Here is a 14,552-nt window from a genome sequence, read left to right on the forward strand (position 1 = left end):
AAACCTTTAGAAGAAATTAGAGGCTGGCTTGGAAGATATAGAAAACTTGTTCAGTCTGCTAATACTGGTGCTGTATTGAAATAATTATAATTAATAATTGAAATAGATTGATGTTATAGATATTATTCTTAAATCTATAACATCAAATAAGCACTATTAATCTAATAATCTAAAAGTCATTATAAAAAACTAATATTACAGACTGCTTGAATACCTATCTTTTAAGCCAGGATAAAAATCGTTTAGTTTATAGCTGATATAAGCTTGGACTAAATTTATTTTAAATAAAAATTTTTTAAAGGAGAAAAGTATGATTATTAAAAATTAATTTCTGAAAATAAACTTGTTTCAAGTGTTTACATAGTAAATATATACTGAAAATTTTTAACTTTGTCAATTGATGCTCTTTATATAGATGTTATCTACTTTTTTGTCGCACAAAAAAGTAGCAAAAAACGCAATTGCTATAACTTTATATTTTAAGAATATATATTAAATATAATATAATACTCTAGTTTTATGCCAAAAATGCAGTTATTTTGGTTCTCGCCGAAGGCGGGCTGTGCCTTATACCAATAAAAGAACTAGGGTCTGGGGCAAAGCCCCAGATATCAAAATAAAAATATAAATTTATTTTTGACAAAAGATATTTGTTTAGGTATATTAAAAATTAATTTCTGAAAATAAACTTGTTTCAAGTGTTTACATAATAAATATATAAACAAAATAAAAAATAAAAACAATAATAAAAAAATAATATTAATTAAAGGATAAAAAAATGAGTTTAGAAAATTTATTTCTGCCTAACTTTAGTATAGGAAGCGATGCATACAAAGATATATATGATGTATGTTCAAATTATGGAAAAAGAGCTGTTATAATATCCGGTAAAAAATCAATGCAGGCATCAATAGAATCAATATTAAATAATATAAAAGATATAACAATAACAGGAATGTTCCATTACGGCGACAAGTCCACTTTTGAAAATGTTGATTTTCTTAAAGAAAAGAAAGCAGTAATGGAAGCTGATATGATATTCGCTGTAGGAGGAGGAAAAGCATTAGATACATCAAAAGTTTTAGCACATACTATAAATAAGCCTATATTTACTTTCCCAACATTAGCTTCAAATTGTGCCGCTGTAACTAGTCTTTCTGTAGTTTATAATAATGACGGAAGTTTCAAAAAGATGTTCAGTGATAAAAGACCTCCTTTGCATACTTTTATAAATACTGATATCATATTAAATTCACCTGAAAATTATTTTAGGGCAGGTATAGGTAATGCTGTTTCTAAACAGTATGAATCATTATTCTCAACAAGAAATGAAAATTTAAATTATAAAAATTTCCTAGCAGTAGAGATAATAAAAAACTGTTCTAATGATATATTAAAGCATTACTCAGAAGCTATAAACGATTTTCAAAATAAAAAAGTAACTGATGTTTTAAATAGAGTAATACTTCATATAATATATACAACAGGCTTAACTTCAGTAATGGCAAAAGATGATCATCATATATCTTTAGCACATGGCATGCATCATGGACTTACAAAAGTAAAAAGAATAGGAGACAATTTACTTCATGGTGAATTGGTATCCTACGGCATATTATTACTTCTCACTATGGATAAACAATTTGAAGAAAGAGAAAATATTTTTAAATTTAATAAATCAATATCTCTTCCAACATGCTTAAAAGATATAGGAATAAATAAAGCAAGTTTAGAAGATGAAGAACTTAATAATGCTTTAGAAATAGCTCTTGCTGGCAAAGATTTGAATATGAGTCCGTATAAAGTTGATAAAGAAATGATATTAAAGGCTATAATCGATTTAGAAGATTTCAATAATAAACAATAATAATAAATACTAAATAAAAAAATAAACAATGGAGTTATTTTATTAATTCCATTGTTTAAATAATATTCATGCATTAGTAATGATAATTTCTAAATATTTATATATACTAAAATAAATTATAAAAGAAAAAGCAATGAACTTAAATAAATATTCAAGCCCATTGCTTAATCAAAAAACTCCCACTATTATTTATATTTATTCCCTTACCCTATTGGCAGCATCATTAATATCAAGTTTATAAAGCTCATCTATAAAAGCAACAGCAAAACTAGCAGGACCTTCACATTTCTTTGAAGCTTTTTCACCAGCTGAAGCCATTATGCACATAGCTGAAGAAGCGGCAATCAAAGGCTCAGCAACCGCAAGCATAGCACCTGTTATAGCAGTAGATGTACAACCCATACCAGTATTAACAGGCATTAAAGGAGAACCTCCGCTAACATATAAAACTTTATTTCCGTCTGTTATAATATCAGTTTCACCGCTTATACTTACAACCGTATTATATTCTTTGGCTAAATGCTTACCAGCTTCAAGTGCCATATTAACATTAGCTGTGCTGTCTACTCCTTTAGTTTTTATGCTCTCTCCTGCAAGCACCATTATTTCAGAAGCATTTCCTCTAACAACTTTAGGATTATAATTTTTTATCAAATCAATAGCTGTTTTAGTTCTTAATTTTGTAGCTCCTGCTCCTACTGGATCAAGTACAAAAGGAACATTTTTTTTATTTGCTATCTCGCAAGCTTTATGCATAGCCTCAATAGAAGTTTTAGTCAATGTTCCAATATTAACAACAAGCGATGAAGCAATAGAGAGCATATCTTCAAACTCTTCTTTCTCGAATGTCATCACAGGAGAAGCTCCAACTGCAAGCAAAGCATTAGCTGTAATTTGCATAACTACAAAATTAGTAATATTATGAACTAATGGACATTTTGACTTCATATTTGTTATGGATTGAAATATTTCTTCTTGTAATGTACTCATTTTATAACTCCTTATAATTTAAATAAAAATCTCAGAAATACAATATAAACATGCCTTTCCGGCTATTTTTAATTTATTATTTTTAATATCGCAATATAAAACTCCTGTTCTTGGTGAAGCCTGAAATGCAGTAAAATAATCTTTATTCAATTTCTTTGAAAGCAAAGGTATAATATGACAATGCCCTGATCCGCATACATCAACTTCATCTGCGTCCAATTTCGGACCGAAAGTTCTAGTTATGCTGTCATATTGATTATTTTCTTTATATTTTACATCAGATGTTATATGAAATAAAAGTCCGTCTAATTTCTTTATAATTTCTAAATTTGGTTTTGCATTTATAACCTGATTTTCATCTTCTAATACGCATACAATATCACGTCCTATATAAGCCTCTAAAGGTTTTATTCCTCCTATTGCTTCTATTATATCAGATGTAATTTCTATAGGCTTTAAATCATAATTAGGAGTATCCATTTCATATAGATCATCTTTTTTTCTAATAGTTAATATACCCTCTTTAGTATTCAAGCTCACCTCATTAGATTCTTTTTCAGCAAAATTTAATATAGCATAAGCCACAGCAAGCACAGCATGTCCGCAGAAATCTATTTCGCATTTCGGAGTAAACCAATACACATCATAATTATTTCCATTCTTTATAGTGAAAACAGTTTCTGAAATATTATTCTCCATAGCAATATTTTGCATAAGTTTATGAGAAATGTTTTTTTCTAATATACAAACGGCTGTAGGATTACCTTTAAAAACCTCATCAGCAAAAGAGTCTATAATATAGTATTTCATAATTAATCTCCCACTTATTATATACCTCAACAACTATATTTTGTCAAAAATAAATTTATATTTTTGTTTTTATATCTGGGGCTTTGCCCCATACCCCACTTCTTTTGTTTCCACAAAGAAGCTATATCCTCGATAAACTCGGATACGCTTCGCGAAAGGCTATATTTGAACTTAAATGTAATAAATTATTTTACATGTAAGACAATTTTAGTATTATTTAGTACTAATTTTATACTTGCACTTTCGCCTGCCGACACCTGCTTCGCAAGATGTACTTCGTATGGTTCCGCAAGAAAAAGAACAACAAAAAAATTACAAAATATAGTTGTTTAAGTATATACTAATTATCAACTAAGAAAGAAATATGCAAAAGGCACAGCGAATAACAATGAAAGTATTATTCTCTCAACCCATATTATCATCATATCTCTTATCTTTATAGGTATTCCTACAGCCAATATTACAGGTATAGGAGCAGCAAAATATAAAATCTCAGCAACGCATACCACAGCAACAACAGACTTAGCAAATTGACTAGCATACATTACAATACTTGAAGAACATGACATTTCAACTAATGTAACAGAACAAGCCTTTGCCACTATATAAGCCTCATCTCCAAGTCCTAACAATTTAGTAACAGGTAAAAATATATAGCTTATAACATCAAACAAAGGAGTATAATTAACTATTAAAAGCCCTATAAATGTTATAGCCATAAAATTAGGCATTACTGAAATAGAAACAATAAGTCCTTCTTTCAAATTCTTAACAACACTATTTAACACACTATCTGAATGACTAGCAACTTCAGCAGCTTCATTCAATGCCAGTTTAAAAATATTTCCTCCTCTATATATAGGCTCTTCCACAACCTCTTTATCCATATATCCATCACTAGGTTTATTTCTTAACGGATAAAGTCTTACAGTTATAGCAGTTACTATAAATGTTATTAACATAGTACCAAAAAAATATATATTCCATTTATCTATAACGCCGAACATCTTAGCAACAACTATCATAAAAGTAGTTGAAACTGTAGAAAATCCTGTAGCTATTATGCAGGCTTCTTTTTTAGAATAAAAACCTTTCTTATAAACTTTACTTGTCATTAAAAGAGCAATAGAATAACTTCCTACAAATGAAGCTATAGCATCTAAAGATGATCTTCCTGAAGTTTTCCATATAGGCTTCATTATACATCGCATAAATATACCTGCAAATGACATAAGCCCATAATCTACCAAAAATGATAAGAATATAAAACCTATACTATTAATCAATGCTATTTGAGTGAGCAGATTATAAGAAAAAAGAAGCATATTAGGTTTATGAAAATCAGCAGGTCCTAATCCAAAATATGCCATTATAATAAATGGTATTGATGTAAGTTTGATAAATGAAAATACTATTTCTGTTTTATTTTTATTCCAAGACTTATTTATAAAAGGATATATTCCTCCAAACATAGTTATCAATATACCATAGTAAGGATCTACAAAAGGAATCTTTCTTATAAAATTAACTAAATGATCTATTGGTATAGATTTAACATCGCCTATCTTAATTGGTATAAATAGCATAAATATACCAATAAAACTAAGTATGATAAACTTTAAATAAATTGATTTACTAAATTTAATATTAGCTAAATCATTACTGTTTAAAACACTTTCAGAATTTGAAACATTATCCATAAAAATTTCCTTAAATATAAATTAATATTTTAGAGAAACCTTAATGAAAATAATGAGTGTATAAGAATTAAAAAGAAAATAATTTTAGAAAACTTATTCGATAATAAAATATTTCCCTACACTGGCATTATCCAACAGGTTATAAGGGTCTAAGTTATTAAACTTACTCTCAGCTTTTAAGCTCCCCTAATTTTTTATATATTATATAACAAAATAAAATTATTTCAATTACTATCAACAATATTTTTAGATTTTATTATAATCATCATAGGGCGTCTTAATTCATTTTGCATTTCTTTATTTTCTTTAAGCATTTTTTCTGAAGGTATAGGCTCTATAACATTCTCTATAATAAAGCCATTATTTATAAGAGTATTAATATATGTTGTTATTGTTCTATGATATTTAATAACGCTTTCACCTAAAAACTTAGTATTTCTTTTTCCCTCATAAAAATAATTATCAATAGGAAAACAAAATATTTCACCATTATCATTATACAGCCAATCCTGAGTGCCATAAGCTGTAAATATTGGATGCTCTGCTGAAAATACAAAATATCCATCATCTTTCAAAAGTCCTTTTACTGTTTTTACTGCTCTGTCAAAATCTTCAATATAATGCAAAGCCAAAGAACTTAAAACTATATCAAATTTTATATTCTTTAATTCATCATCATTTTTTATATTTTCATCAATACTTTCAATAGAAGATAGTATCAATTTTATATTATTAATGTTTTTAATTTTTTCTCTTGCCGCATCAAGCATTTTATCTGATATATCAGCACCAACCGCTAAATTAGCTTTATTTTCAATTGCATAAATCAAATGCCATCCATAACCGCATCCTAAATCTAAAATATTTTTATTCTCAAAAGAAGGAAGTATATTTTTTAAACTCTCCCATTCACCTGCAGCATTAAGTCCAAATTTAGATCTTTCCATTTCGCTGTATTTATTAAAAAACTTTTCATCATTATATTTATTCTCAATCATATTCTATTATCCTTTTATAGTTTTATTATATAATAGTTTCAATAAAAATATAATCAAGCATGCTTCAAAAACATCAAATTTTTTTTGGTAAACTCTATAATCTCATCTTCTGTCATCTTATCAAAGCCTAGTCTTTTTTCTTCTTCAAGCAATTTTAATTTTTCTTCTCGTTCCTTTTGAATTTTAATTAGCTCTATTTCTTTAAGCTTCTCTTCTCTCTTTATCAATTCTTCTTTACTGTAATGTCTTTTAATAGTGTTTTCTCTATCGCCTTTAATCAAGTAAATTTTTAAATAACTAAGAAAATCAAGCCATATACCTGATAAATTATCTTTGTCTTTAACTTTTTTCTTAGCTAAATTAATACAGTCCTTCCAATCAAATTTCCTATCATCAAAAATTGATTTTATTTCTTCCTGTTTGTATTTAGTTTTAAAAGAATGTACTTGATATAATTTACTAGCTTTGCTTCCTGTAAGAAAATTAAAAGTATTAATAAGCTCATTAATAAATGAATCAAAACTATTAGAGAGAGAATTTATTTTTTTATCTGTTTTATTTATATTATCTTTTTTATTATCAGATTCACTTTCTTTATTATTTAAGTTATTATCTTTATTATTATCTTCGACTTTTTTGTCTATACCGTCTGTAGAATTTTTACTATACCGTATAGGCATTTTTGATATACTTAATTTTTTATTTAAATATATTTTTCTTTTTTCATTATTCTGCTTGCTCTTATCATAAATGCATTTTATATAATTGTATTCTTCTAACTGTCTTATAGCTCTTGAAATGGTATCCTTGCTCACAGAATAAATTTCAGCGAAGTAATTATTATTAGCCCAGCAGTAACCTTTATCATTAGTAAGTGCCGTTATCTCTCCGTAAATGAGTTTTGATAACGGCTTTAATCTTTTATCGTATCTTACGGCTGAAGGTATTATAGTATAATAGTTTTTATTATCTTTCATTTTCAATCCTATAAAAAAACTTTATACTATATACAAAAAATATAATGAATTATAAGTTTATATTAATAATTTTTTTATAAATTAATCAATAGTTACATCTAAAGATTCTATTTTTTTAATCTTATCTTTTATAATGCTCTTTAATTTATTTAGAACTTCAGCATAACAAGGATCTTTAACAACATTATTCAATTGTAAAGGATCTTTTTTCAAATCATATAATATATAACTTTGATAATTCAAACTGTCTTTATCTTCAGCAGGATTTTTCTTAGGATCATAAATAGCATAAGTATATTCAGGAGTTCTTATTGCTCTGCCCACGAAACTTTCACTTATTTGTAGGAATGCAATATTCTCATGATTATTATCTGCAATGATATTTTGTATAGCTTTTCCATCCATATCGGCATTTTCAATACCTGCAATCTTTAATATAGTAGGAGGAAGATCTATTAAACTTACTATCTTTTCTTCTCTTTTTGAACCATTAAACGAATCGCCTTTTATGATAAGAGGAACATGAATTGCAGCATCTTCACAGGCTCTTTTATAATCATCATATCCATGTTCAGGCAAAGTTTTATTTCTAGTTCTGAAATGAGAACCATGATCGCTTGTATATATTATAACTGTATCATCTAATAAATTTTTCTCTTCTAATTTTGCTCTTATTCTTCCGAAGTTATAATCTATAGAATTACAAGCTCCTAAATAATCAGCATAATTTTCTCTGGAATCTCCATATCCTAATGCTTTAACATCTTCAGGAATCTTACAATTTCCAAACTTTTCTTTTGAATATAAAGGACCTTCATATTTATTTTTATTGTTTTGATGATGAGGCTCTAAATACGATATAAATAAGAAGAAAGGCTTATCATTGCTTCTCTTATCCAAAAAATCTAAAGCATAATCAGTAACCGCATCAACTCTATATTTTTCAAACTCTACTTTATTCATATCTTTATCAAAAAAATATCCTTTGAATCCGTCAGAAGTAAATTCAAGAACATCAGAAGCTACCCAATAATCTTTATATCCGCCTCTTTTTTTCTCCGGTATAGGATTGAATATATAATCTTCTTTAGAACTGTCTCCTCCCAATCCGTCAGTAGCTAAATGCCATTTACCAACATATCCTGTTTGATATCCATTGTCATTCAATAATTTTGCTATTGTAGTGATATTTTCAGGCAAAGATATAGCATTAACAAATACTCCAGCCTTTGAAGAATACAACCCTGTTTGTAAAGATGCTCTAGCAGGACCGCATACAGGCTGACATGTAAATGCATTATCAAAAATAGTGCCTTCTTTTCCTAATTTATCTAAATTAGGAGTTACATCCAATTCCTGACCATATATGCCCATAGTATCCCATCTCTGCTGATCTGAAAAAACAAATAAAATATTTTTTTTCATAGTTATATTCCTCCATAATATTTAATGCATATTTTTATATTTATTATATTCTTCTAAAATTCCTAATCTTATATACTCCTCTATAGGAGCTTCATTTTCTATCATTAGTAATACCATATTCTTAATCATTTCATTTTTTATAGAATCATCTTTTATAGGATTTTCCTGATGAGGATCATTCTCCAAATCATATAATACCCAATCCAAATCATCTATAAGAGTCATTTTTTTAGGCAAAGTTAAATATTTTATCTTCATAACCTTACAGCCTTTAGTAAAGCTGAAAGCATCATGAAGTTCAGTAGTTTTTAATTCATCTATGCTAAAGAAATTTACCATATGCATAGGCATCAAAGTGTAATTATATAATTCTGCCTCATTAGATCTGTCTTTCTTAACAGCATAATCTTTCATAAGAACATATCTTCCGTCTGTAATACATATTTGATTGGCATGCATTCCAAACAAAGCATACTTTCTCACTTCATTATCATTGTCTATAGTTTCTTTCAAAGAAAAACCCTTCATATCCTTTGTCTTTTCAATACCAAAATAATCTAATATTGTAACAGGTAAATCTATAGTCTGAACTAATGCTTTTCTTCTATTATTTATATTTTTTTCATTATGTTTTTTGGATTCATATATGAATAATGGTATATTTGATATTTCATTGTATAGCTGATGAATATTCTTACCCCAGCAATTATGCTCGCCTAATAAAAAACCATGATCTGTATTAACTATCAAAATAATATCTTCTTTTGAATTATCAATATAATCTAAAAGCTTACCAAGATAATTATCGCACATAGATAATAAAGCAGCATACATATATCTGCAATGCTCTATCTCATCATTAGTTTCTTCTACTTTTGAATAGTTAGGCCAATCAAAGCATAAATCGCTATAATTAAAATCATAATTATCTTTATACTTATCATAAGTGAAATACGGCTCATGCGGATCAAAACATTCTATTTGTAAAAACCAATTATCATTATTTATATTCTTATCCAAGAAATCAAATGCTGATTGAAATATCTTGCTTAAAGGATGATCTTTTTCATCTTCCATATATTTTCTGTTTATTTGATCTTGTTTATTAATATTGCCTAAATATTTTTCAGGTAAATCTTTGAAATTTAATATAGCCTTCCAATGATCAGCTTCCTGCCCTCTCACTATTTCCCAGCTATTATATCTATTATGATAAGTAGCTCCTCCATCTTCCCAATAATGAAGATGATCGCTTATCAAATGTGTATATACTCCATTTTCTTTCAATATTTCTACAGCGGAATCATCGAACGGCTCTAAAGGTCCCCAGCTTCTATGAAGAAAATTATATCTTGCTGTATGAAGTTCTCTTCTTGCTGGCATACAAGGCAAACTGCCGGCATAACAATTATCAAAAGTAACTGCTTTATCTGCTAGTCTTTGAAAGTTCGGAGTTTTAGTCCAAGTACAGCCATAAGGTTCTAAAAAATGTTTATTAAGAGAATCAAACATCAGCATTATAAACTTCATATAATTCTACCACCATTTAATCAAATCTGTTACATAATTTCTAAGTCTTACAAATTCTTTATCTGCAATATCTCTAGGTCTAGGCATATTATTTTCTACTATTGTTTTTACTTTTGTAGGCTTATTAGTGAGAACCATAATATTCTCACCCAAATAAACAGCTTCTTCTATATTATGAGTGATAAATATAACTGTTGTTTTAGTTCTCTGCCAAAGTTTTACCAATTCATCTTCAAGTTTATATCTTAATTCTATATCTAATTGGGCATAAGGCTCATCCATAAGCAAAAGCTCAGGATACATAGCAAAAGCTCTAGCTATAACAACCCTTTGAAGCATACTAGCTGATAACTCATAAGGATAATATTTTCTAAACTTACTAAGCCCTACTATATCAATAAATTCATCTACCCTTCTTTTCTTTTCTTCTTTAGGTATCTTTTTTACATCAAGACTAAATGCCACATTCTCCTCAACATTTCTCCAAGGCATAGTTGAATTTTCTTGAAATATATATGCTATATTATGTTTTTTCAAATTTACAGGTTCATCATCAATAAGTATCTCACCAGATGTTATATCATAAAGTTTAGTTAAGCTATTCAAGAAAGTAGTTTTTCCGCAGCCTGTAGGTCCAACGACACATAATAAATCACCTTTATTAACATTAAATGAAATATTATCTAAAACAAGCAAATCACCAAATTTTTTAACTAAATTATTAACTTTTACTTTAATTTCTTTTTCCATAAAATACAACTCTTAATAATAATTAAACTATTCTATCAGATACTAATGCAGATAATTCTTTCCTTAAACTTAAAAACTTACTATCTACATAGCTTCTAGGTCTTGGCAAATCAATAATATACTCTTTATCTATAGAAGTAGGACATTCATTTAAAACTATAATCCTGTCAGCAAGATATATAGCCTCTTCTACATTATTTGTAACGAATACTATTGTTCTTTTTTCTTTTTCCCATATTCTAATTAACTCTTCCTGCATAAGATACCTAGTCTGTGCATCCAAAGCTCCGAAAGGTTCATCCATAAGCATAACGGCAGGTTCATTGCAATACGCTCTTGCAATACCAACCCTCTGCTTCATACCGCCTGAAATTTGAATAGGATAAGAATTTTCAAAACCTTTAAGTCCAACCAAATCTATATAGTATTGTGCTTTTTCTCTTCTTGTTTTTTTATCAACGCCTCTGATTCTAGGTCCATACTCTACATTGCCCATCACTGTATACCATGGGAATAAAGATATAGTCTGATATACTACACCTCTATCTATACCAGGTCCTTTAACAGGCTTATTATTAACTATAACCTCTCCGGATGTAGGCTTTTCAAGTCCGGCAATTATGTTAACAATCGTAGTCTTTCCGCATTGACCGGGACCAAAAAAAGCTAAAAATTCATTCTCTTTAACTTTTAAATCCAATGATTTTATTACTTCAAAATTAGCATTTTTAGTAACAAAAGTTTTAGAAATATTTTTCAGTTCTATCATGTTTTTTACGAATTCTTGTTCCATGAGCATAATTTATCCTCTACTTTTCTCATAATGATAGCCAAAATATATCCAACTATACCTATTGCCATTATACCAACTAATATCTGTGTAGTATTATTAGTTTCCTGTCCATTAATTATAACCCAACCTGCTCCTTCAGAAGATCTCACCATCTCAGCACCAACAACAGTAGCCCAGCTAACAGAAACTGCCACCTGCAAACCAGCAAATATTACAGGTACAGATGAAGGCAATACCACAGTAAATAAAGTTTGTAATTCATTAGCTCCAAGCATTTTTGAAGCACCTATTAATGTTTTATCAACACTTTTTGCTCCGTAATAAGCATTCAAAGTTATTGTATTGAAAGCAGCTAAAAATATTAAAAAATATTTAGAAAGCTCTCCAAGTCCGAACCATAATATAGCTATTGGAATCCAAGCTATAGGAGGTATAGGTCTTATTAATTGATATATAGGATCAAATATAGCACAAATATATCTATTCCAACCCATTAAAACGCCTAAAGTGATGCCCAATATTGCAGCAGCAACATAAGCTATTAAAACCCTAGACAAACTCCAAGCTATATGTCCTATAATAGAATATTTACCAATAGGTTTTACTAATGTATAGAAGAAATTATATATTACAGTAAAAGGTCCAGGCATTAATTTACCTAAATCACTAAAAGAAACTGCTAACTGCCATAATATAATAAAAACTACAATAGATGTTACAGCAGCAAAAAATGATAAATATGCATCTTTAAATTTATTACTTTTCATCACCATTTTGCTCCTCTTAGTATTAATTTTTCAATCAAACTTATTAAATATGTTAATATAGACCCTATAATACCTATAGCTATCATTCCAGCTATAATAATATCTGTTCTATACATACCTCTTGACTGCTGTATCATAAAACCAAGTCCTTTAGTAGAAGCTAATAATTCTGCAGCTACCAAAGCAGTCCAAGAAGCTCCTAATGCTGATCTAACACCTGTTAAAATCATAGGTATAGAAGTTGGTATAGCTATCATATATAATAATTGCCAATTAGAAGCACCTGAAGTTTTTCCAACCCAAATATGAACATCTTTGGTTTGTCTAATTCCGCTATAAGAATTAACTACGCATGCTATAAATGAAGATAAGAATATTACCATAGCTTTGGACATTATACCTATACCAAAAAATATTATCATAAGAGGTATCCAAGCTATTCCAGGAATCGGACGAAGCAAATCAAAAAGAGGTCTTACAAACATATCTACAGGCTTATACCAAGCCATTAATATCCCCAATGGAATTCCTATGATTAAGCCTAAGAAATAACCTATTAAAGTTATCTGCAAGCTTGAAGCCATATGCTCTATCATAGTAGCTCCATCGGGCGAACTGTCATACAGTTTTACTATAAAAGTCTTTATAACCGTTATGGGGCTAGGGAGCAGAGATGGTGTAAATATCTTCATCACATCAGTAACTAAATACCACACGAATAATAATACAAATATTGACAATACCGATATTAAAGTATATTTAACACTTTTCATGTATCCCCCTAGTTATTTATTTTAATTATTGATCAACTTTCACATCTATTCCTAATGCTTCTTTTATAACAGAAACATCATAGGATTTTTGAACATTTGGTAATGTATCTTTAGATATTTTATTATCTTCATAGAAGAATTCTGCTGTACCTGTCATACCATCACCAAACACATAAGTTTCTTCCTGCATCATAGCCGGAGTAACATAAACTTTATAATTAATATCATTATCTAAAGTTTTGTCATCATAAACTCTTCCGTTTCTTTCAAACCAATCTTTTTCAAAATCATATCTTGTTTTATAGTCAGAAAGTATTTCAGAAGCTTTATAAGTTGCTCTAATGAATTTTACTACTTCATCTCTTCTATCTTCTAAGAATTTATTACCTACATATATACCATCCATAGATACAACATCAGTAGCATCTTCAAAAGTAGCAGCCAAAACATATCCTGCTTCTCTAGCTTGGAAAGAATGAGGAGGACTAGCAGCTATAGCATCTCCCTCTCCTGCTACGAATGCCTGATAAGCAGGACCATTATCCATATGTATCATTTTAATGTCAGTTCCGCTAAGTCCGAATTTCTTAGCATAACCTATAGCATTAAATTGTGCAGTAGTTCCTAAAGGTCCGAGTATATTCAAACCTTTTACAGTTTCAGCACTACCTAAAATATTAGTGTTTCCAGCAACTTTTCCTACTTCTTTAGCTATTGGGCTGTCTTTTCTTACAAAGATTCCCATACCGCCTGTAGTATTAACTTCACCAATCCATTTTGCATTACCTTGAGCTAATGCAAATACTGAAGCCAAACCGCTTGCAGCAATATCTATTTCACCAGCTGCAAAAGCTTCATTTATTGGCGCACCGCTTGCAAAAGTAAGTATTTCTATTTCAATACCTTCATTAGAATACATGCCTTTCTCTAAAGCATAAGCTATAGGCAAAGCAACAGTATTTACCATAGTACCTACCCTTATCTTTTTTGATGAAGATGCAGTTTTTGTACCGCATGATATCAAAAAAGAAAACAACAACAACAAAGCAAGAATATATTTTTTCATATATTACTCCTTAATATCATACATTAGCTCCATTATAAAAAAAAAAAAAAAAAAAAAAATAAAATATATATTTATATATAAAAAAAAAATAAAATAAATATAAAAA

13 protein-coding genes and 1 riboswitch are annotated in these 14,552 nt (G+C 28.7%); of the genes, 1 reads left to right on the plus strand and 12 read right to left on the minus strand.

What is annotated here, in order from left to right:
• The first annotated feature begins 778 nt into the window (after nucleotides 1-778).
• Nucleotides 779-1,867, plus strand: a complete 1,089-nt coding sequence (locus Q0K19_RS13910) for an iron-containing alcohol dehydrogenase family protein (protein WP_297248989.1) — start codon at nucleotides 779-781, stop codon at nucleotides 1,865-1,867.
• 195 nt (nucleotides 1,868-2,062) lie between these two features.
• On the opposite strand, the gene thiM is transcribed toward Q0K19_RS13910, so the two are convergent.
• From thiM to Q0K19_RS13970, 12 genes are all read right to left on the minus strand, one after another.
• Nucleotides 2,063-2,857 carry a hydroxyethylthiazole kinase gene (gene thiM, locus Q0K19_RS13915; RefSeq protein WP_297248991.1) on the minus strand — a complete coding sequence of 265 codons (795 nt, stop codon included), beginning with the start codon at nucleotides 2,855-2,857 and terminating at the stop codon, nucleotides 2,063-2,065.
• A gap of 18 nt (nucleotides 2,858-2,875) precedes the next feature.
• On the minus strand, nucleotides 2,876-3,667 hold the full coding sequence (locus tag Q0K19_RS13920; RefSeq protein ID WP_297248993.1) for a PhzF family phenazine biosynthesis isomerase: 792 nt from the start codon (nucleotides 3,665-3,667) through the stop codon (nucleotides 2,876-2,878).
• A gap of 347 nt (nucleotides 3,668-4,014) precedes the next feature.
• Nucleotides 4,015-5,367, minus strand: coding sequence for a YjiH family protein (locus tag Q0K19_RS13925; RefSeq protein WP_297248995.1), 1,353 nt, complete (start codon nucleotides 5,365-5,367; stop codon nucleotides 4,015-4,017).
• A gap of 96 nt (nucleotides 5,368-5,463) precedes the next feature.
• Nucleotides 5,464-5,565, minus strand: a riboswitch (TPP riboswitch).
• Nucleotides 5,566-5,591: 26 nt separating this feature from the next.
• A complete protein-coding gene (locus Q0K19_RS13930) occupies nucleotides 5,592-6,365 on the minus strand; it encodes a bifunctional 2-polyprenyl-6-hydroxyphenol methylase/3-demethylubiquinol 3-O-methyltransferase UbiG (protein ID WP_297248997.1) in 774 nt (257 codons plus the stop codon).
• A gap of 53 nt (nucleotides 6,366-6,418) precedes the next feature.
• Nucleotides 6,419-7,342 carry a helix-turn-helix domain-containing protein gene (locus Q0K19_RS13935; RefSeq protein WP_297248999.1) on the minus strand — a complete coding sequence of 308 codons (924 nt, stop codon included), beginning with the start codon at nucleotides 7,340-7,342 and terminating at the stop codon, nucleotides 6,419-6,421.
• Nucleotides 7,343-7,423: 81 nt separating this feature from the next.
• Complete coding sequence (locus tag Q0K19_RS13940) at nucleotides 7,424-8,767, minus strand: sulfatase-like hydrolase/transferase (RefSeq protein WP_297249002.1); 1,344 nt, start codon at nucleotides 8,765-8,767, stop codon at nucleotides 7,424-7,426.
• Between the two features lie 21 nt (nucleotides 8,768-8,788).
• Nucleotides 8,789-10,297, minus strand: coding sequence for a sulfatase (locus tag Q0K19_RS13945; RefSeq protein ID WP_297249004.1), 1,509 nt, complete (start codon nucleotides 10,295-10,297; stop codon nucleotides 8,789-8,791).
• Nucleotides 10,298-10,303: 6 nt separating this feature from the next.
• Entirely contained in the window at nucleotides 10,304-11,047 is a 744-nt protein-coding gene (locus Q0K19_RS13950; protein ID WP_297249006.1) for an ABC transporter ATP-binding protein, read from the minus strand.
• A 22-nt stretch (nucleotides 11,048-11,069) separates the two neighbouring features.
• Nucleotides 11,070-11,846 carry an ABC transporter ATP-binding protein gene (locus Q0K19_RS13955; RefSeq protein ID WP_297249007.1) on the minus strand — a complete coding sequence of 259 codons (777 nt, stop codon included), beginning with the start codon at nucleotides 11,844-11,846 and terminating at the stop codon, nucleotides 11,070-11,072.
• Nucleotides 11,822-12,607: an ABC transporter permease gene (locus tag Q0K19_RS13960; RefSeq protein ID WP_297249009.1), complete on the minus strand. Its 786-nt coding sequence runs from the start codon at nucleotides 12,605-12,607 to the stop codon at nucleotides 11,822-11,824. The genes Q0K19_RS13955 and Q0K19_RS13960 overlap by 25 nt, the downstream gene beginning before the upstream one ends.
• Entirely contained in the window at nucleotides 12,607-13,380 is a 774-nt protein-coding gene (locus tag Q0K19_RS13965; protein ID WP_041177376.1) for an ABC transporter permease, read from the minus strand. Before Q0K19_RS13965 ends, Q0K19_RS13960 begins: the two co-directional genes overlap by 1 nt.
• A 25-nt stretch (nucleotides 13,381-13,405) precedes the next feature.
• Entirely contained in the window at nucleotides 13,406-14,446 is a 1,041-nt protein-coding gene (locus Q0K19_RS13970; RefSeq protein WP_297249012.1) for an ABC transporter substrate-binding protein, read from the minus strand.
• Nucleotides 14,447-14,552: the final 106 nt, after the last annotated feature.

This window comes from uncultured Brachyspira sp., assembly GCF_944393015.1.
Taxonomy (GTDB): Bacteria; Spirochaetota; Brachyspiria; order Brachyspirales; family Brachyspiraceae; genus Brachyspira.